Origin of the sequence: Arthrobacter sp. V1I7, from assembly GCF_030817015.1 — a bacterium.
Lineage (GTDB): Bacteria > Actinomycetota > Actinomycetes > Actinomycetales > Micrococcaceae > Arthrobacter.
This window is the reverse complement of the sequence record NZ_JAUSYS010000001.1, coordinates 3,822,908-3,838,602: the sequence shown is the minus strand read 5'-3', so window position 1 is coordinate 3,838,602 and position 15,695 is coordinate 3,822,908. Positions and strand designations below refer to the sequence as shown.

Annotated in this window: 20 protein-coding genes; 17 read left to right on the top strand and 3 right to left on the bottom strand. The window is 67.4% G+C overall.

The window, feature by feature from the left end; genetic code table 11:
- Positions 1-53: 53 nt before the first annotated feature.
- The 13 genes from QFZ69_RS17625 to QFZ69_RS17565 all read left to right on the top strand — a co-directional run bounded on the left by QFZ69_RS17625 (position 54) and on the right by QFZ69_RS17565 (position 10,220).
- Positions 54-908, top strand: coding sequence for a flagellin (locus tag QFZ69_RS17625; protein ID WP_306913191.1), 855 nt, complete (start codon positions 54-56; stop codon positions 906-908).
- A 180-nt stretch (positions 909-1,088) separates the two neighbouring features.
- Positions 1,089-2,420 carry a flagellar filament capping protein FliD gene (gene fliD / locus QFZ69_RS17620; RefSeq protein WP_306913190.1) on the top strand — a complete coding sequence of 444 codons (1,332 nt, stop codon included), beginning with the start codon at positions 1,089-1,091 and terminating at the stop codon, positions 2,418-2,420.
- Positions 2,417-2,950, top strand: a complete 534-nt coding sequence (fliS, locus tag QFZ69_RS17615; RefSeq protein ID WP_306913188.1) for a flagellar export chaperone FliS — start codon at positions 2,417-2,419, stop codon at positions 2,948-2,950. Before fliD ends, fliS begins: the two co-directional genes overlap by 4 nt.
- A gap of 10 nt (positions 2,951-2,960) precedes the next feature.
- Positions 2,961-3,368 carry a hypothetical protein gene (locus QFZ69_RS17610; protein WP_306913187.1) on the top strand — a complete coding sequence of 136 codons (408 nt, stop codon included), beginning with the start codon at positions 2,961-2,963 and terminating at the stop codon, positions 3,366-3,368.
- A gap of 147 nt (positions 3,369-3,515) precedes the next feature.
- Positions 3,516-3,857, top strand: coding sequence for a flagellar basal body protein (locus QFZ69_RS17605; RefSeq protein WP_306913185.1), 342 nt, complete (start codon positions 3,516-3,518; stop codon positions 3,855-3,857).
- The gene (locus tag QFZ69_RS17600; RefSeq protein WP_306913183.1) at positions 3,857-4,249 is read left to right on the top strand and encodes a flagellar basal body rod protein FlgC; all 393 of its coding nucleotides are present in this window, start codon (positions 3,857-3,859) and stop codon (positions 4,247-4,249) included. The genes QFZ69_RS17605 and QFZ69_RS17600 overlap by 1 nt, the downstream gene beginning before the upstream one ends.
- The gene (gene fliE / locus QFZ69_RS17595; protein ID WP_306913182.1) at positions 4,249-4,536 is read left to right on the top strand and encodes a flagellar hook-basal body complex protein FliE; all 288 of its coding nucleotides are present in this window, start codon (positions 4,249-4,251) and stop codon (positions 4,534-4,536) included. The genes QFZ69_RS17600 and fliE overlap by 1 nt, the downstream gene beginning before the upstream one ends.
- Entirely contained in the window at positions 4,536-6,146 is a 1,611-nt protein-coding gene (fliF, locus tag QFZ69_RS17590; protein ID WP_306913181.1) for a flagellar basal-body MS-ring/collar protein FliF, read from the top strand. The genes fliE and fliF overlap by 1 nt, the downstream gene beginning before the upstream one ends.
- Positions 6,143-7,159: a flagellar motor switch protein FliG gene (gene fliG, locus QFZ69_RS17585; protein ID WP_306913180.1), complete on the top strand. Its 1,017-nt coding sequence runs from the start codon at positions 6,143-6,145 to the stop codon at positions 7,157-7,159. Before fliF ends, fliG begins: the two co-directional genes overlap by 4 nt.
- On the top strand, positions 7,149-7,787 hold the full coding sequence (locus QFZ69_RS17580; RefSeq protein ID WP_306913179.1) for a FliH/SctL family protein: 639 nt from the start codon (positions 7,149-7,151) through the stop codon (positions 7,785-7,787). The genes fliG and QFZ69_RS17580 overlap by 11 nt, the downstream gene beginning before the upstream one ends.
- Positions 7,784-9,112 carry a FliI/YscN family ATPase gene (locus QFZ69_RS17575; RefSeq protein ID WP_306913178.1) on the top strand — a complete coding sequence of 443 codons (1,329 nt, stop codon included), beginning with the start codon at positions 7,784-7,786 and terminating at the stop codon, positions 9,110-9,112. The genes QFZ69_RS17580 and QFZ69_RS17575 overlap by 4 nt, the downstream gene beginning before the upstream one ends.
- On the top strand, positions 9,109-9,543 hold the full coding sequence (locus QFZ69_RS17570; RefSeq protein WP_306913176.1) for a flagellar FliJ family protein: 435 nt from the start codon (positions 9,109-9,111) through the stop codon (positions 9,541-9,543). Before QFZ69_RS17575 ends, QFZ69_RS17570 begins: the two co-directional genes overlap by 4 nt.
- The gene (locus tag QFZ69_RS17565; protein ID WP_306913175.1) at positions 9,540-10,220 is read left to right on the top strand and encodes a C40 family peptidase; all 681 of its coding nucleotides are present in this window, start codon (positions 9,540-9,542) and stop codon (positions 10,218-10,220) included. Before QFZ69_RS17570 ends, QFZ69_RS17565 begins: the two co-directional genes overlap by 4 nt.
- A 739-nt stretch (positions 10,221-10,959) precedes the next feature.
- On the opposite strand, the gene QFZ69_RS17560 is transcribed toward QFZ69_RS17565, so the two are convergent.
- Entirely contained in the window at positions 10,960-11,535 is a 576-nt protein-coding gene (locus QFZ69_RS17560) for a hypothetical protein (protein WP_306913174.1), read from the bottom strand.
- On the opposite strand from QFZ69_RS17560, the gene QFZ69_RS17555 reads away from it, so the two are divergent.
- Genes QFZ69_RS17555 through QFZ69_RS17545 form a run of 3 tightly spaced genes read left to right on the top strand, consistent with a single transcriptional unit; the run spans position 11,528 to position 14,357 of the window.
- A complete protein-coding gene (locus tag QFZ69_RS17555; RefSeq protein WP_306913172.1) occupies positions 11,528-12,703 on the top strand; it encodes a flagellar hook-length control protein FliK in 1,176 nt (391 codons plus the stop codon). The two genes, QFZ69_RS17560 and QFZ69_RS17555, sit on opposite strands and share 8 nt — an antisense overlap.
- 18 nt (positions 12,704-12,721) lie before the next feature.
- Entirely contained in the window at positions 12,722-13,156 is a 435-nt protein-coding gene (locus QFZ69_RS17550) for a flagellar hook assembly protein FlgD (RefSeq protein ID WP_306913170.1), read from the top strand.
- A gap of 31 nt (positions 13,157-13,187) precedes the next feature.
- Positions 13,188-14,357 (top strand): flagellar hook protein FlgE, encoded by a 1,170-nt coding sequence (locus QFZ69_RS17545; protein ID WP_306913168.1) that lies wholly within the window; start codon positions 13,188-13,190, stop codon positions 14,355-14,357.
- Positions 14,358-14,553: 196 nt separating this feature from the next.
- On the opposite strand, the gene QFZ69_RS17540 is transcribed toward QFZ69_RS17545, so the two are convergent.
- A complete protein-coding gene (locus QFZ69_RS17540) occupies positions 14,554-14,880 on the bottom strand; it encodes a hypothetical protein (protein ID WP_306913166.1) in 327 nt (108 codons plus the stop codon).
- Between the two features lie 262 nt (positions 14,881-15,142).
- Here QFZ69_RS17540 and QFZ69_RS17535 point away from each other — a divergent pair, with 262 nt between their 5' ends.
- Positions 15,143-15,439, top strand: coding sequence for a hypothetical protein (locus QFZ69_RS17535; protein WP_306913165.1), 297 nt, complete (start codon positions 15,143-15,145; stop codon positions 15,437-15,439).
- Between the two features lie 92 nt (positions 15,440-15,531).
- Here the strand turns inward: QFZ69_RS17535 and QFZ69_RS17530 are convergent, their stop codons facing one another.
- A complete protein-coding gene (locus tag QFZ69_RS17530; RefSeq protein WP_306913163.1) occupies positions 15,532-15,672 on the bottom strand; it encodes a hypothetical protein in 141 nt (46 codons plus the stop codon).
- Between the last annotated feature and the right edge of the window lie 23 nt (positions 15,673-15,695).

The window sequence follows — 15,695 nt, the reverse complement described above, 5'->3', positions numbered from 1 at the left end:
TGAAGGCCCACGGACGGGCCATCGCTTACAGTCCCACTCACGGAGGAAACACCATGGGCTTCGTCATCAATAACAACCTTGCGGCAAACAACACTTACCGCAGCCTCAACGCCACCCAGAACGACCTCTCCAAGTCCTTGGAGAAGCTGTCCACCGGCCTGCGCATCAACCGCGCCGGCGATGACGCAGCAGGCCTGTCCATCTCCGAGGGCCTGAAGTCACAGGTCACCGGTTCGGCCCAGGCCGCCCGCAACGCCCAGGACGGCATCTCGGTCATCCAGACCGCGGAAGGCGCCCTGACCGAGGTCCACTCCATCCTGCAGCGTGTACGTGACCTTGCTGTCCAGGCCGGCAATGACTCGAACAATGCCGCAGCCCGTACGGCAATCAAGACCGAGTCCGACGCACTCGGAGACGAGCTGCTTCGTATCGGTACCTCCACGAACTTCAACGGCATCAAGCTGCTCTCGGGCGGCACGTCCGGCAGCGGTGCAGGTTCCATGACGTTCCAGATCGGTGCTGGTTCGACCCCCGCTGATGACCAGATCACCGTCAGCACCTCCAGCGCAGGCATGGACCTGGCCGTGATCGGTGCGGCGGTCAAGGCCAACACCTATACGACTGCCGCTGCTGCTTCGACTTCAGTTGCGACTGTCGACACGCAGATCGCAGCCGTTTCGAGCTCCCGCTCGGATCTGGGTGCAGCCCAGAACCGTCTTGAGCACACGATCAAGACCCTGAATGTCTCCGGTGAAAACCTGCAGGCCGCTCAGTCCCGCATTGCCGACGTCGACATGGCGCAGGAAATGGTCAAGTTCACCAAGGCCAACATCCTGTCCCAGGCCGGCACGGCCATGCTGGCCCAGGCAAACCAGTCCAGCCAGGGTGTTCTTTCGCTCCTGCGCTAAACCGGTTCCGGCGGTCCGGCAGTAAGGCTGCCACCCTGATCCGACAAAGAGATACCACCGATCAATCATGCTGCGGAAGGGCCGGACGATGAGAGCAATCCATCGTCCGGCCCTTACTCGCAACATCTGAATTTCCGAACACTCAGCACCAGTGATCATTTGCAGCAATGAGAGGCATCGATGGGAATCTCACTCGACGGACTAGCCAGCGGGCTCGATACCACCGCGCTCATCAACTCCGTGATGCAGGTTGAGGCCATCCCGCAAACGCTGCTCAAGAACAAGTCCTACGACCTCCAGTCCATGGTGTCCGCTTTGCAGGGCCTGAACAGCAAGGTCGCCGCCCTCGCGACCCAGGCCACCGCCGCAGCCAAGCCCGGCGCCATGGACCTCTATGCCGCGACGACCAGCAGCGACAAGGTTGTTGCCACGACGACTTCAGCCGCCAAGGCCGGCTCCATCGACTTCCAGGTCAACAAGCTGGCCCAGACCCAAGTCACAGTGACGCCGAAAGTGAACGCGGTGACGGGATGGCCGTACACCACCATGACCATCAACAGCGGGGGCGTTGATTACACGATCGAGCCGCTCACTAGCAACCTCGACGACGTCGTGACCGCCGTCAACGCGGCCGGCGCCGGCGTCACTGCCAGCAAGGTAGCCGTCGGCGGGGGTGAATACCGCCTGCAGTTCGCCGCGACGAAGTCCGGCGAAGCCGGTGCCTTCACCATCAGTGATCCCGGTACTACTTTCACAACTGTCAAGACGGCGCAAGACGCCGAAATCTCACTTTGGCCGGGCACGGCAGCAGCCCAGACCGTGAAGTCCTCGACGAACACCTTCACCGATCTATTGCCCGGTGTTTCCATCACAGCCAAAGAAGTGACTGCCACTCCCGTCACGCTCACCGTGGCCCGTGACGACGCCGGCATCACCAAGCTTGCCTCCGACCTCGTTTCAGGCGTCAACGGAATCTTCTCTCTCGTGGCCAGCAAGACCGCCGTCACGAGCACCACAAACACAAGCGGGACCTCCACCACCGCTGGCATCTTCGCCGGCGACAGCGCGGTGCGCTCCGTGAACCAGAGCATATTGTCTGCGGCGTCCCTGCCCGTCGGGACTCCGCCGCGGTCGCCGTCGGAAATCGGGATCAGCATCACCAAGACCGGAACGATGGAGTTTGACGAGAAGAAGTTCGCCGCAGCTTTGGCTGCGGACCCTGCCGGCACCGCGGCCAAGGTCCAGGAGATCGCCACGCGTATTGCTGCGGCCGCAACCACCGCTTCGGACAAGTACGACGGCACGTTGACCAAAAAGATCACCGGCCAGGAATCCGAAGTCCGTGACCTCGCGAATCGCATCAGCGACTGGGACACCCGGCTCGAATCCCGCAAAGCCACGCTGCAGCGGACGTACTCCGGTCTGGAAGTGGCCCTCAGCAACATGCAGGCCCAGCAGTCCTGGCTCACCGCCCAGCTCGGCGGCCTTTCTTCAGGAAGTAGCTCCGCATGACCACGACTTATGGCAACGGCTACGGCACCGCCGCCCAGCGGAACCAATACCTCGCTGATTCCGTCCTCTCGGCTCCGCCGGCGCGCCTCCTCACTATGCTCTACGACCGTCTCCTCCTCGACCTGGGACGGGCGGAGAGCGCGCAGCAGGCCGCCAACTGGCCGGTCGCTTCGGAGAACCTCCTCCATGGCCAAGCCATCATCGCTGAACTCATCTCGTCCCTGAAGACCGACGCGTGGGACGGCGCCGACGGTCTCCTTGGCGTGTACAACTACGCCTTCACCGCCCTGGTTAACGCGAACATCCAGCGCGATCCGGTACTGACCCGCGAAGCCATCGAACTCCTGGAGCCCCTGCGCCAGGCCTGGCATGAGGCGGCCGCTGCGGTTCCGGCGCCGCCCGCCGCCCCAGCTTCCGCAGGCTACGGAACAACAGCCACCTTCCCGGCCGCTGCCTCGACAGGCTTCCCGCCGGCAGGCGCCTGGAACAACCAGCCCGGAACAGGTGGCGGGAGCCTCGGCTTTGGGTAACCACGCGGACGTGGAAACCGACTTTGGGGGAGCCGGGAACCAACACTCCGAATCAACCCTGACCCCGATTGCCGCCGTGGACACCACACTGGCCGCCTGGACGGCAATCCTGGACGTGCTGGAGGCGGCGGTGGGCGCAGCCGAGCGCACCTTAAGAGACCCGCTTGGCCCGCTGTCCGCCGCACCCCGGCCCGTGGTGGCGCCTCAGCCAGAGAAGCGCTGGGAGCCACCAACGCCCATTGGCCCGCTACCGGCCGAAGTCCGGCGCCGCGCCGTCGCACTCTCGGAGGCCCAGGAGCGGGTCGCCCGGCGGCTCGAAGAAGCCCGACTGGACGTGGCCCGCCAGCTCCAGGCGGTCTCCTCGGTGCCCGGCGTCGGCGAGTCCTCGGGTGCCGTCTACCTCGACGTCAACGGGTGAAAAACGCCGGACCCAGGGCCGCTCAAGAAACCCGTCTAATTTTCTCCTAACGAGCGGCTGACCAGTGCCGATAACAACTGATAGAGCACGGATCGCTCGTTTACCGGCCACGGATCGGCCATTTCTTTCCATCCCAGGCAGGACTCTGTGCTCGAATCCGTGACTTCCGCCGCCTTGGCTAGCGCCATGGACGGCCTTGCGCTGCGCCAGCGCACCATCGCGAACAACATCGCGAACGTCAACACGCCGAATTACCAGGCGAAGCGCGTCAGTTTCGAGGCAGCCCTCGCAGCCTCCGTGAAGTCCGGCGACGGCCACGCCGCAGCCACCACCTCGGCGTCCCTCGAACCGACCGGGCTGAACGGCAACAACGTCAACCTGGACACGGAAACCCTGTCCAACATCGACACCGTGCTGCGCTTCCAGTTCGCGGCCCGCGCCGCCGGCGGCGAGTTCAATTCCCTGCGTGCCGCCATGAGGACCAGCTGATGACCTTCGACGCAATCGGCATCGCCGGTTCGGCCCTGACCGTCCACCGCAAATGGCTCGACGCCGTCTCGGACAACCTTGCCAACATGAACAACGCCTCGGCCACCAGCGGCGACGCGTTCCAGGCCCGCTACGTGGAAGCCGCCGAAGGCTCCGACGGCACCGGCGTCTACGTCAAGAGCACCCAGCTCGGCGACGCCGAGGGCCGGATCGTCTACCAGCCGGACCACCCGCTGGCGGACGCCGACGGGAACGTGAAGTACCCGGAAATCGACATGGCCGAGCAGATGGGCGCGCTCATCATCGCCCAGCGCGGCTACCAGGCCAACGCGCAGGTCGTGGACCGCGCCCGCGAGACGTATCTGGCCGCCCTTGAGATTGGAAGATCCTGATGCCTGTTTCCCCGATCGCTCCCGTCCAGGGCGTGCTTCCCTCGAATTTCGTCGCCGGCACTGACGGGTCCGGCTTCGCGAGCACCCTCACCGGCGCCGTGGACAACCTCCAGCAGCTGCAGTCGACGTCGAAAGAGCTGGCCGTCTCGGCGGTCACCGGCGACCTGAACGACATCCACAACGCGACCCTGGCATCCAGCCGCGCCCAGATCACCCTTGAGCTCATGGCAACCGTGCGCAACAAGGGTGTTGACGCGTTCAACGAGATCATGAGGATGCAGGCCTGATGCCTCCGCAGATTACCGGCTTTTTCCAGCGCTTCGGCGCGGGCCTCAAAGGATTCACCGCCGGCCAGCGGACTATCGCCGTGATCGGCGCCGCCCTGCTGGTGGTCGGCATCATCGCCCTTTCAGCGTGGCTGACCAAGCCCGCCCTGACCCCGCTGTTCTCCGGCCTCAAGGACACCGACGCCAACGGCATCGTGGAGCTGCTGCGCAACGACAACGTGCCGTACGAACTGAGCGACGGCGGCTCCACCATCCTCGTGCCCCAGGAGAAGGTCTACGACGAACGCCTCAAGGCCGCCGCCGCCGGCCTCCCCACCGCGGCCGCCACCGGCTATTCGCTGCTGGACAAAATGGGCGTCACGTCCTCCGAGTTCCAGCAGTCAGTCACTTACAAGCGCGCCCTCGAAGGCGAGCTCGCCAGCACCATCTCGGCCATGGACGGCGTGAACACCGCGGCCGTCCGCCTGGCCATCCCGGAAAGGACCGTCTTCGTGTCGACGACTCCTGACACCACCGCCTCGGTGTTCGTGGAAACCACGCCAGGCTCCACGCTTTCCGGCGACAAGGTCCAGGCCATCGTGCACCTGACCTCCGCCGCCATCGAAAACCTCAAGCCCACGAACGTTTCCGTCGTCGACTCGGCAGGGAACGTCCTCTCCGCGGTCGGCGGCGGGGCCGCCGGATCCTCCGCCAAGCAGGCAACGGACTTCCAGCAGCGGACCTCCGACGCCGTCAAGGCTGTCCTGGACCGCGTGGTCGGTCCCGGAAACTCCACCGTGGCCGTGGCCGCGGACGTTACCGGCGAATCGGCCCAGCAGAAGAGCGAAACCTTCTCCAACGCCGAAGGCGCCCTTCCACTCAGCGAGTCCTCCAAAACCGAGAACTACACCGGAACCGGGGGAGGAGCCGCGGGGGTCCTCGGCCCGGACAACATCGCGGTTCCCGGCGGCGCCACCGGAGACGGCACCTTCGAATCCGCCACCGCCACCAGGAACAACGCCGTCAACAAGGTCACCGAGGACCGTGTTATTCCGCCGGGCGCCGTCAGGCGCCAGACGATTTCCGTGGCCGTCAACCAGGCCGCCGCCGGCGGGCTGAACCTGGCCTCCCTGACCGCACTGGTTACCGCCGCCGCGGGCATCGACGCCGAACGGGGCGACGTGGTCACGGTGGAGGTCGTCCCCTTCAGCACCGCCGCCGCCGACCAGGCCGCCGCGTCCCTCGAGGCCGCCAAAGCCGAAGCCGAAGCGCAGAAGCAGGCGGAGTTTTTCGGGACGCTTGTTACCGCCGGCAGCGTCCTGCTGGGGCTGCTGATCCTGGCGCTGGTCATCGCGATCGTGCTCCGCCGCCGCCAGAAGCGCGAACCGGTGGACCTCGGCGAACGGCTGGACCTGGACCTCCTGCCGGTGATGCCGGTTGTCACGGCGCTGCCGCCGGCACCCGCGACGTCGGCCATTCCGCTCACCGCCCTGCCCCCGCTGCCGGGGCCGCCGCCCGAACAGCTCGAGGCCGAGCGCCGCCGCGTCGAGATCGACAGCATGGTTGCCGCCAACCCGGAGAAGGCGGCCGACTACCTGCGCAGCCTCATGGATGACAGGCAGCCGGTATGAAACTAGCCGAAGTCACCCTTACCGGCACCCAACGTGCCGCCGTCGTGCTCATGCAGATGAGCCCGGACAACGCCGCCAAGGTCATGGCCCAGCTCACCGATTCCGAGGCGGAAGACATTGCCGCCGAGATCGTCCGGCTCCGGAAGGTCGACCCGGACGTGGCCGAGCAGATCATGAAGGACTTCCACCACGCCGCGCTGTCCAGCCCCCGGCAGGCGCGGGGCGGCCGTGAGCTCGCCGAAGGCCTGCTCGAGGCCTCCTTCGGGTCCGAAAAGGCTGCCGGGCTGATCAACCGGCTGACCGTCAACATGGCCGGGAAGTCCTTCGAATTCCTCGAAGACCTGGAGCCGGTGCAGGTTCTGGCGCTGATCGACGGCGAACTGCCGCAGACGATCGCGCTGGTCCTGGCCCACCTCAGCCCCCGCAAAGCCTCCGCCGTGATGTCCGGGCTGCCCGGCTCGCTGCGGGCCGACGTCGCACTGAGTATCGCGACGATGGGTTCCGGCGCACCCGAAGCGATCGGGATCGTGGCGGACACCCTCAAGCTTCGCGGCGGCGCCGCCGTGTCGCAGCAGGCCTCCAAGGTGGTGGGCGGTATCCAGCCGTTGTTGGAGATCATCAACCGGACCGACGCCGGCACGGAACGCTCCGTGCTCGACGGCCTGGACCTGCTGGATCCGGAACTCGCCGTGGAGATCCGCGCCCAGATGGTGACGTTCGACGACATCGTGAAGCTCGAGCGCAAGGACGTCCAGCTGGTGCTCCGTGGCCTCGACGCGTCCGTGCTGGCCGTCGCCATGAAGGGCGCTTCCGAGCCGGTCCTGGAAACCATCACCACCAACGTCTCCGGCCGCAACCTGGAAATCCTCGAATCCGAGATCGCCGCCCTGGGTCCGCTGCGTGCCTCCCAGATCGAAGAAGCCCGCGCAGCCGTGGTCCGGGCCATGCGCGAACTCGACGCGGAAGGTTCCATCACCATCCAGCGCGGGGACGAAGAAGACTATGTTTACTGACGGGCCCGCGGCCGGCACCGTCCCGGCACGGATTGTCTTCCCCTCGCTTCGCTCCAGCGGGCCCGCCAGCGAACAAGCCGGCTACACCGAGGGCCATGCCGCCGGTTACGCGGCCGGCGTCCGCGCGGCTGCAAAAGAACAGCGCCGCTGGCGGGACCGGATGGCCGCGGAGCAGGCTGCCTCACTCGCCGCCGGTCAGCAGGACCTCGACCGTGCCGTCCGTGCCCTGGCCGTGGCGCGGACCGACTTCGCCGACCGCAATGTCCAGGCCCTGCAGGACGCCGAGGGAGTCCTGGCCCGCACCGCGCTGGAGCTCGCCGAGGCCATCCTGGGCTATGAACTCGCCGAAGGCACCCGCACCGCCCGCGCCGCCCTGGAGCGTGCCTTGTCCGGGAACGACGCCGCCACCGTGCTGGCGATCCGGCTCAACCCGGCCGACATCGAGGTCCTCGCCAAGGAAGGCCTGGACCTGCCCGCCGGATTGCCGCTGCTCGCGGACCAGTCCCTCCACCGTGGCGACGCCAAGGTGGAGTACCAGCAGGGCTGGTTCGATGCCAGCCTGGGCAGCGCCCTGACCCGTGCCCGTGCCGCCCTTCTGGGCGACGGATTTTCCGGAGACCAGGCATGATCGCCGGGTGGCGCCCCAAGGGAGCCGACTACGCCGCAGCCCTTCGGGCCGCCGCCCCCCAGCGGGTCGGCGTCGTCACCTCCGTGATGGGCCTGGGCCTTGAAGTGTCCGGACTCGACTGCGCGCTCGGCGACCTTGTGACCGTGGGGCAGAACCCGGGCCTCGACGCCGAGGTGGTCGCGGCCCTCGACAGCGCGGTGCGCTGCATGCCGCTGGGCCGGCTCGCCGGCGTTGCCGCCGGCGACCCCGTCCGGGCCAAGGGCGGCACCGTCCTCGTCCCCACCGGGCCGGGCCTCTTCGGCCGGGTTCTCGACGGTCTCGGCCGGCCCATCGACGGTAAGGGCCCGCTCAACAGCGGACCCCGTGTGCCGATCGACAACGAAGCCCCGAATGCGATGAAGCGCGCCCGGATCGAGACCCCGCTGCAGACCGGCGTCCGCGTGCTGGACACGATGACCACGCTGGGCAAGGGCCAGCGCATGGGCCTCTTCGCCGGATCCGGCGTCGGAAAGTCCTCCCTGCTCTCGATGATCGCCCGCGGCACCGACGCCGAAGTCTCCGTGATCGCCCTCGTGGGGGAGCGCGGCCGTGAAGTCCGGGAATTCCTCGAGGACGATCTGGGCCCAGCCGGCCTGGCCCGCTCCGTCGTCGTTGTGGCAACCTCGGACGAACCCGCCCTGATGCGGATGCGCGCGGCCTTCACCGCCACCCGGATCGCCGAATCCTTCCGCGACGAGGGCCAGGACGTCGTCCTGATGATGGACTCCCTCACCCGGGTGGCCATGGCCCAGCGCGAGATCGGCCTGTCCGCCGGCGAGCCGCCCGCCACCCGCGGCTACCCGCCGTCGACCTTCTCGATCCTGGCCCGGCTGCTGGAACGCGCCGGAACCGCCGAAACCGGGTCCGTCACCGGCATCTACACGGTGCTCGTCGACGGCGATGACCACAACGAACCGATCGCCGACGCGGCCCGGTCCATCCTGGACGGGCACGTGGTGCTGGACCGCAAACTCGCCGTCACCGGGCACTTCCCGTCCGTGGACGTCCTCGGGTCCGTCTCCCGCGTCGCCACCAAGGTCAACTCCCGGCCCCACCTCGAGGCCGCCGCGACCCTGCGCAGGGTCCTCGCCGCGCGCAAGGCGGCACAGGACCTGATCGACGTCGGCGCCTACCAGACAGGAACCAACCCCCTGGTGGACGCGGCCCTGAACCACGAGCAGGACGTGAGCAGATTCCTGCAGCAGCCGATGGAGGAATCCACGGCCCATCCCGAGTCCTGGCAGCGGCTCGATCACCTCACCTCGATCCTGGGAGCCGCAGCATGAACCGCCAATTCTCACTGGCAGGGCTCCTGCGCCTCCGCCAGATCCAGCAGGACCAGGCCGCCACAGGGCTGGCCCGCGCCCGCTCGCGCTCCAGCTCCGTCCGGGCCAGGGAAGCCGCGGCGCGCCGGGACCTGGGTGCCACCGACGACCCCATCTCCAGTTCCGCCTCGCTGCGCGCCATTGCGGCTGCGCGGTCCTCCTCCCACAGCATGCTCGCGGACCTGCAAAGCCTCGGTCGGATTGCGGAGTCCGAGGAAACCGACGCGCGTAGCGAGTTCATCGCCGCGCGCACCCGTTCCGTCGGCCTGGAAAAGCTGCAGGCCCGCCACCACGCCGAGGTCGCCACCGAGGACCTCCGCGTCGAACAATCCACGCTGGACGAAATCGCATCGACAGTGTGGCACCGCGATGAGCAGCAGGTGAAGCAATGAGCATGACCGAGGCGATCGGCAGGATGCAGGGCATCCAGACCATGATTGCGGAACTGACGCGCCCGGCCGCAGAGGCAAACGCCGCAGCAGCGAAGTCCGCCGCCGCGTCCGCCCTTGCCACTGCGACGGGCAACGGCGACGCCGCTTCCTTTACCCAGGCGCTCACGGCCGCGTTGGGTGGAACCGCCGGAACCGACGTCTCCTCCCTGGCCAGCGGCCTGGGCCTGGGGGGCACGACGGCGGTCGGTGCCCTCAGGGGACTGACCGCTCCCGGCGCTGTCGCCGGCACCGCCGACGGGGCCGTCACCGGGACCGACGTCGTCGCCAAGGCGAAGAAGTACATCGGCGTTCCCTACGTCTGGGGTGGCACCAACCCCGCCACCGGCATGGACTGCTCCGGCTTCACCCAACGCGTCTTCAAGGACCTGGGCATCGAGATCCCCCGGGTGGTGAGCGACCAGATGCGGCAGGGAACGCCGGTCGCGTCCCTGGCCGAGGCCAAGCCCGGAGACCTGCTGGTCAGCTTCGGCGGGGACCACATCTCCATCTACCTCGGCAACGGCAAGGCCATTGACGCCCCGGTGCCCGGAAAAACCATCCAGATCCGGGACGCCTGGGAGCAGCACTCGAACCTGACATCCATCCGGCGCATCGTTCCGGCAGGGGCCGCAGCATGAACGGGATGGCGTCGACGGACGTTGCTCCGGCGTTCCTCCCGGCTGCTGCAGCGCCGGCAGCGTCAGCGCAGGGCCGCGGCGGCCAGCAGGAGGCCTCCGGATTCACGGGGACGGGCTCCTTCGCGACCGTTCTCAGCGACTTCCTCAACCCAGCCGCCAGCACGGACCCGGAGACCGGGACGCCGGAACAGCAGCGCACCGCAGGAGCTCCCGCAGGGGCTTCCGACGCCGGCGCGGCCGCCTCCGATGCTGCGGCGGTCCCGGGCCTGGTTGCGCCTGGCCAGCTAATTCATGCCCAGTTTGTTCCTGCCCTGGCGTTTCCGGCTGTTGCAGATGGTGCCGGCCCGTCGATGGCCACCGGATCCGCAGCGGTTCCGGCTGCAGCGGTTCCGGCCGCTGCGACGTCCGTTGAGACCCCGGCCCGGATCCTCGGACCGGACGCAAATCGTTTCGCGCCGTCTGCCGGTACCGGTACCGGTACCGGTTCCGGTCAGAATGCGCGGCCCCTTGCCCCCGCGGTCCCGATAGCTGGGGAGCAAAGCAGCCCCGTCAGGCCGTCGGCCGACGCCTCTGCTCCTGTTCCGGCGGTCGCCGGACTCGCCACGTTCGTGCCCGGTGCGCCGGGCCGACCGGATTCCCGTCTGGCCCAGGCCGGCGCCGCCGGCACCGACACCGTGCCCGCCGCCGGCACCGTTCGGCCCTCGGCCGCAGCGTCGCCGATGCCGCAGTCGTCAACGGTTCAGCTCGCCGTCGTGACTGCAGATAATGGTGCAGCCCCGACGCCCGCCGCCACGCAGCGGTCAGGCGTGGCCGCGACGGTGCAGCCCGCGCCGGTGGAGTCGACTGCAGCGCCGGCCTCGACCGTGGCGCCGAGAATGTCGACAACTGTGCAGCCGACGCCGGTGGCGTCGATTGCAGCGCCGGCCTCGGCCGTGGCGCCGAGAATGTCGACAACTGTGCAGCCGACGCCGGTGGCGTCGATTGCAGCGCCGGCCTCGGCCGTGGCGCCGAGAATGTCGACAACTCTGCAGCCCACGCCGGTGGCATCGACTGCAGCGCCGGCCTCGACCGTGGCGCCGAGAATGTCGACAACTGTGCGGCCCACGCCGGTGGCATCGACTGCAGCGCCGGCCTCGATCGTGGCGCCGACGACGTCGACAACCGTGCAGCCCACGTCTACGCGGCTGCTGGCCACGCCCGCTCTGCCCACGTCCGAACTTCCTGTGTGGGTGGCCTCGACGGCCTCGACCGTACCGCCGACGCCCGCGCGGGCCGGATCCCCGCGGGTCCTGGTCGCGAGCCCGGAGTTGATCACGACCGCATCTGCGGAACCCGCAGCGCCAGCGGCGTCCCCGGCCCCTGCGGCATCCGCTGCCGTGCAGCCCGCTGCCCCGCCCGAATCAACGGTTCCTGGCAGCGGACCCACCCCGGCTGCGAAGGGCGCTCCTTTCGTCGAGGTTGCCGCGCACCTGGGGATGCCGACCTCGGCCGATGGTTCGGCTCCCGCCCAGACTCAACCCCAAGCAGCGGCTGCCTTCTCGCTGCCCGCAGTCCCTGGCGCCGTCACCCGGCAGCAGCAGGCCGCTGCCGCTCAGCCTGTCGCTGTCACGCAGCAGGCGTCCGCCTCCCAGGCCGGCGCCATAAATACAGCCGCCGTGCCGGGGATACTGCCGGCAGTCCGCGCTTCTGCTCCGCCAGCAGCGACGGTAGCCGGAGCGACGCCGGCAACGCCGGCGGTCCCCGCCGGTACAACGGAAGCGGTGCCCGGCGTCGCCCACCAGCAGACGACCGGCGTCGACCTTTCGCAGACGCCCGCCGTCGATCCTGCCGGCAGCACGCCTCCGGTTTCTCGCGCGGCCGCAATACCCGCCGCGGCAAGCGCGGACGCCCTGACGGCTGCCGGTACCGTCGCAACGCAGCCGGTGTCGGCGCCCGTACAGTTCTCGGCCTCGGCGACCCCGGCCGCACCGCAGCCGCCCAGTCCCGCCTACCCCGCGCCAACCCTGCAGCCGCAGCTGGCCAGGCCACTCTTCACCTTGGCCGGGGCCCCCGACGGACAGCACACCATGACCCTGCAGGTGACACCGGAGGACCTCGGTCCGCTGACGGTCCGGGCGCAGATCGATGCAGCGGGCGTCCGGATTGAGCTGTTTGCGCCGGGGGAGGTGGGGCGCGAGGCAATAAGGGGCATCCTGCCCGAGCTTCGGAAGGAACTGGCTGATTCCGGCTTCGGCGCCAGCCTCGACGTTTCCGACCGCAGCGGCCCCGGCGGCTCCAGCCAGGACGGTGCCGGCCGCGACGGCGCAGGTCGGGACGCCCAGGACGGCGGTCGTGGCAGCCGAAACGGCGCCGACCCGGGCGGCGGAAACGCCCCCGACGAGCAGCGCAGCGGTCACCGCTGGGATGCGCTGGCAGATGAAGCGGCCGTGCGCACTGCCAGAACCCTGAACCGCCCCCGAACCACCCTCGACATTCTTGTCTGACCCAAAGGAAAGCGACTCATGACGATCCAGCCCATCGCCTCCCAGCCCGTCGCGGCCGCGGGGGAGACCTCCCCGGGTGCTGCCGTACGGGCACCCGTGCAAACCATGGATTCGGATGTCTTCATGTCCCTCCTGGTGGCACAGCTCAAGAACCAGAACCCGAGTGCTCCCATGGACACCAACCAGATGATGAGCCAGACCATCCAGCTCTCCATGATGGAAAAGATGTCTGAGCTGACCACCAGCAGCAAGGAAGGGTTCTCGCTCCAGATGCGTTCGGCCGCCGCCCAACTGATCGGCCACTCCGTCGGCTACACGCTCGACGACGGAACCACCGGCACGGGCATCGCCAGTTCGGTGTCCTACGCCGGAACGGTCCCGACCGTGAAGGTCGGCGACCTTTCCATTCCTCTCGACTCCATCACCGGGCTCACTGCTCCGGCTGCTTCCTGAATAGTTTTTCAACCGTAGAAAGGCAGTTCCCATGCTCCGCTCGCTGTACTCCGGAATCTCCGGCCTTCGCGCCCACCAGACCATGCTGGACGTTACCGGCAACAACATCGCCAACGTCAACACGGCCGGCTTCAAGGCGTCCTCCACCCAGTTCCAGGACGCCCTCTCGCAGGTGCAGCAGGGTGCCACCGGCCCGCAGGCCGAGACCGGCGGCAGCAATCCCGCCCAGATCGGCCTGGGCGTGCGCGTTTCGGGCGTCAGCACCAACTTCAGCCAAGGCTCGTCGCAGAGCACCGGCCGCGCCACCGACCTGATGATTTCCGGCGACGGTTTCTTCGTCACCAGCAAGGGCGGCAGCCAGCTGTTCACCCGCGCCGGCGCGTTCAGCCCCGACGCGGCCAACCAACTGGTCAGCCCCGACGGCGGCATCCTGCAGGGCTGGACCGCCACCGACGGTGTGATTAACGCTGGCGGTCCCGTCGGCGCCATCACCCTGAACCCCAACACCATGGTTGCGAAGGCAACAGACACGGTGTCTCTGGACGGGAACCTGCCCAGCGACTACACGGGCGCCGACATGGAGCGAGTCGTCAAGGTCTACGACGGCGCCGGCGTAGAGCGCAACCTGACCCTGACGTTCGCCAAGACGGCGGGCGGGTGGAGTGTCGGTGGTGTCGACGATGACGGCGCCAGCTCCAACATCACTCTGGCGCAGGAACCGAACGGTGTCCTGACACCCAGCGGACCCTTCACTATCGGCGCTGTCTCCGTGGATCTTTCCAAGGTGTCCGGCTTCGCAACCATGAGCTCCCTGACGGTCAGCGGCCAGAACGGCGCCCCCGTCGGCAAGCTCGAGTCCTACACGCTGGGCAACGACGGCTCCCTGATCGGATCCTTCAGCAACGGCATCAAGGAGGTCCTGGCCAAGATTGCGCTCGCCAAGTTCACGAACCCGGCGGGTCTGGAGAAGTCCGGCGGATCGTCCTATGTGGCCACCGGCAACTCCGGCGGGGTGCAGCTGGGTGCCGCCGGCGACCCCGGGATGGGCACCCTGACCGGCGGAGCCCTGGAAATGTCCAACGTGGACCTGTCCCAGGAATTCACCAACCTGATTGTTGCGCAGCGAGGCTTCCAGGCCAACGCCCGCATCATCACCACCTCCGACGAAGTGCTCCAGGAGCTCGGCAGCCTTAAGCGCTAAAACTACGGAAGAACTGGCTGTCTCGTAAATGACTACCGCGGGCGGCTCTGGTCCCTGTTCAACTACGGAGCAGGGCTGTCTCCGGGGACACCGTCCGGGCGAAGCCGTCATGGCGGAAGTCAGCCGTCCTGGCTAGTGCCCAAGACGATGGCCTCGGCGCTAGTGAGCCTCAGTTCCCAGAATGACTCGCGTCGAGTCAGTTGGCTCGCCGCCAGCACTGGCGCTGATTTTTCGGCCGACATGAGTGCGCGCGTGAGCGGACGCAGAGTGTTTCGACGATCGAGCCGACGCCGCGGCCGCCGAAGGCGAGGTTCTTGACGGCTATTTCTTCGATGGTATCTACGACGTCCGGGAGTATCTGGAGCGTGATGCCGTGGCGTGTTTGCACGCGGCGGACGACGGCGGAGAGGTATTTCCGGACGAGCTCGCGACCGACTGCTTCCGAGATGAAGTCGAAGACGACGATGTTGTCCCCTATGCGGCTGAGTAGTTCGGGTCGCTGGAGTTGTTCTGTGAAGTGCACCTCAATGGCGCGCCGGACCTTAGCTTCGGTGTCGAGGTAGGAATCGCCCCAGCGGGCAAAGTTATCGGACGCTTCGGCTCCGCTGGATGAGCGGTAAGTGCCGAGATTGGAGGTGAAAACGATGACCGTCTCACTGAAGTAGACGGTCTCCCCGGAGCCGTCTGGTCAGCCGACGGTTTGTCGGTGAAGAACCGGCTTTCGGAACTCGCTAAGTACTATGGAGCTAGCCTTTTGCGACTCCGACACAGAGACGAGATTCCTCATGAGCACACCGGTCGTTACAGCCATAGACACGACGATTAAGGCAGAGCGCGAGCAGGAGTTGCTTGATGGGTTCAGCCAGTTGTTTACGGGTCAGAAGCCCGATGGCCTCATTCGCGCGGAGCTCCTTCGCGGTCAGGGCGGCGCTTGGCGCCTTCAGACGACGTGGCGCGACCTGGACGCCATCATGGTTCTGCGCAACAGCGGAGAGACGCCCGCGGCTCTCGCTTTGCTCGACCGTCTCGGAGCCGAGCACTCGCACGCCGTCTTCACGGTGGTACAGACACACGACGCATAGGTGCTGCTTCGCCAAATCTGCTCGACGCCCGTAAAGCGCCCAGCAGCTCGCCGGGATGACCTTCGGCCTACGGAGCTGTTCAAAGAGGCTCACTACGCGGGGGCCGAATTAACTATTCGGTAGTCGATCGCCGTGTGCCCGATGACTTCGTTCACACCGAACCCTAAGGCTGCATAGGTCATGACGCCCCGTTCCCCGATGATCAGCCCCACCTCGGCCAGAGGTATTCCCATGTTTTCAGGACGTTGGCTCGGAA

Bases quoted from the DNA above. Each gene is read 5' to 3' on its own strand.
- QFZ69_RS17600 (WP_306913183.1), top strand. From the start codon at position 3,857: ATGACCTTCGACGCAATCGGCATCGCCGGTTCGGCCCTGACCGTCCAC.
- QFZ69_RS17570 (WP_306913176.1), top strand. From the start codon at position 9,109: ATGAACCGCCAATTCTCACTGGCAGGGCTCCTGCGCCTCCGCCAGATC.
- QFZ69_RS17530 (WP_306913163.1), bottom strand. From the start codon at position 15,672: ATGGGAATACCTCTGGCCGAGGTGGGGCTGATCATCGGGGAACGGGGC.
- fliS (WP_306913188.1), top strand. From the start codon at position 2,417: ATGACCACGACTTATGGCAACGGCTACGGCACCGCCGCCCAGCGGAAC.
- fliE (WP_306913182.1), top strand. From the start codon at position 4,249: ATGCCTGTTTCCCCGATCGCTCCCGTCCAGGGCGTGCTTCCCTCGAAT.
- fliD (WP_306913190.1), top strand. From the start codon at position 1,089: ATGGGAATCTCACTCGACGGACTAGCCAGCGGGCTCGATACCACCGCG.
- QFZ69_RS17545 (WP_306913168.1), top strand. From the start codon at position 13,188: ATGCTCCGCTCGCTGTACTCCGGAATCTCCGGCCTTCGCGCCCACCAG.
- QFZ69_RS17625 (WP_306913191.1), top strand. From the start codon at position 54: ATGGGCTTCGTCATCAATAACAACCTTGCGGCAAACAACACTTACCGC.
- QFZ69_RS17550 (WP_306913170.1), top strand. From the start codon at position 12,722: ATGACGATCCAGCCCATCGCCTCCCAGCCCGTCGCGGCCGCGGGGGAG.
- QFZ69_RS17580 (WP_306913179.1), top strand. From the start codon at position 7,149: ATGTTTACTGACGGGCCCGCGGCCGGCACCGTCCCGGCACGGATTGTC.
- QFZ69_RS17575 (WP_306913178.1), top strand. From the start codon at position 7,784: ATGATCGCCGGGTGGCGCCCCAAGGGAGCCGACTACGCCGCAGCCCTT.
- QFZ69_RS17535 (WP_306913165.1), top strand. From the start codon at position 15,143: ATGAGCACACCGGTCGTTACAGCCATAGACACGACGATTAAGGCAGAG.
- fliG (WP_306913180.1), top strand. From the start codon at position 6,143: ATGAAACTAGCCGAAGTCACCCTTACCGGCACCCAACGTGCCGCCGTC.
- fliF (WP_306913181.1), top strand. From the start codon at position 4,536: ATGCCTCCGCAGATTACCGGCTTTTTCCAGCGCTTCGGCGCGGGCCTC.
- QFZ69_RS17565 (WP_306913175.1), top strand. From the start codon at position 9,540: ATGAGCATGACCGAGGCGATCGGCAGGATGCAGGGCATCCAGACCATG.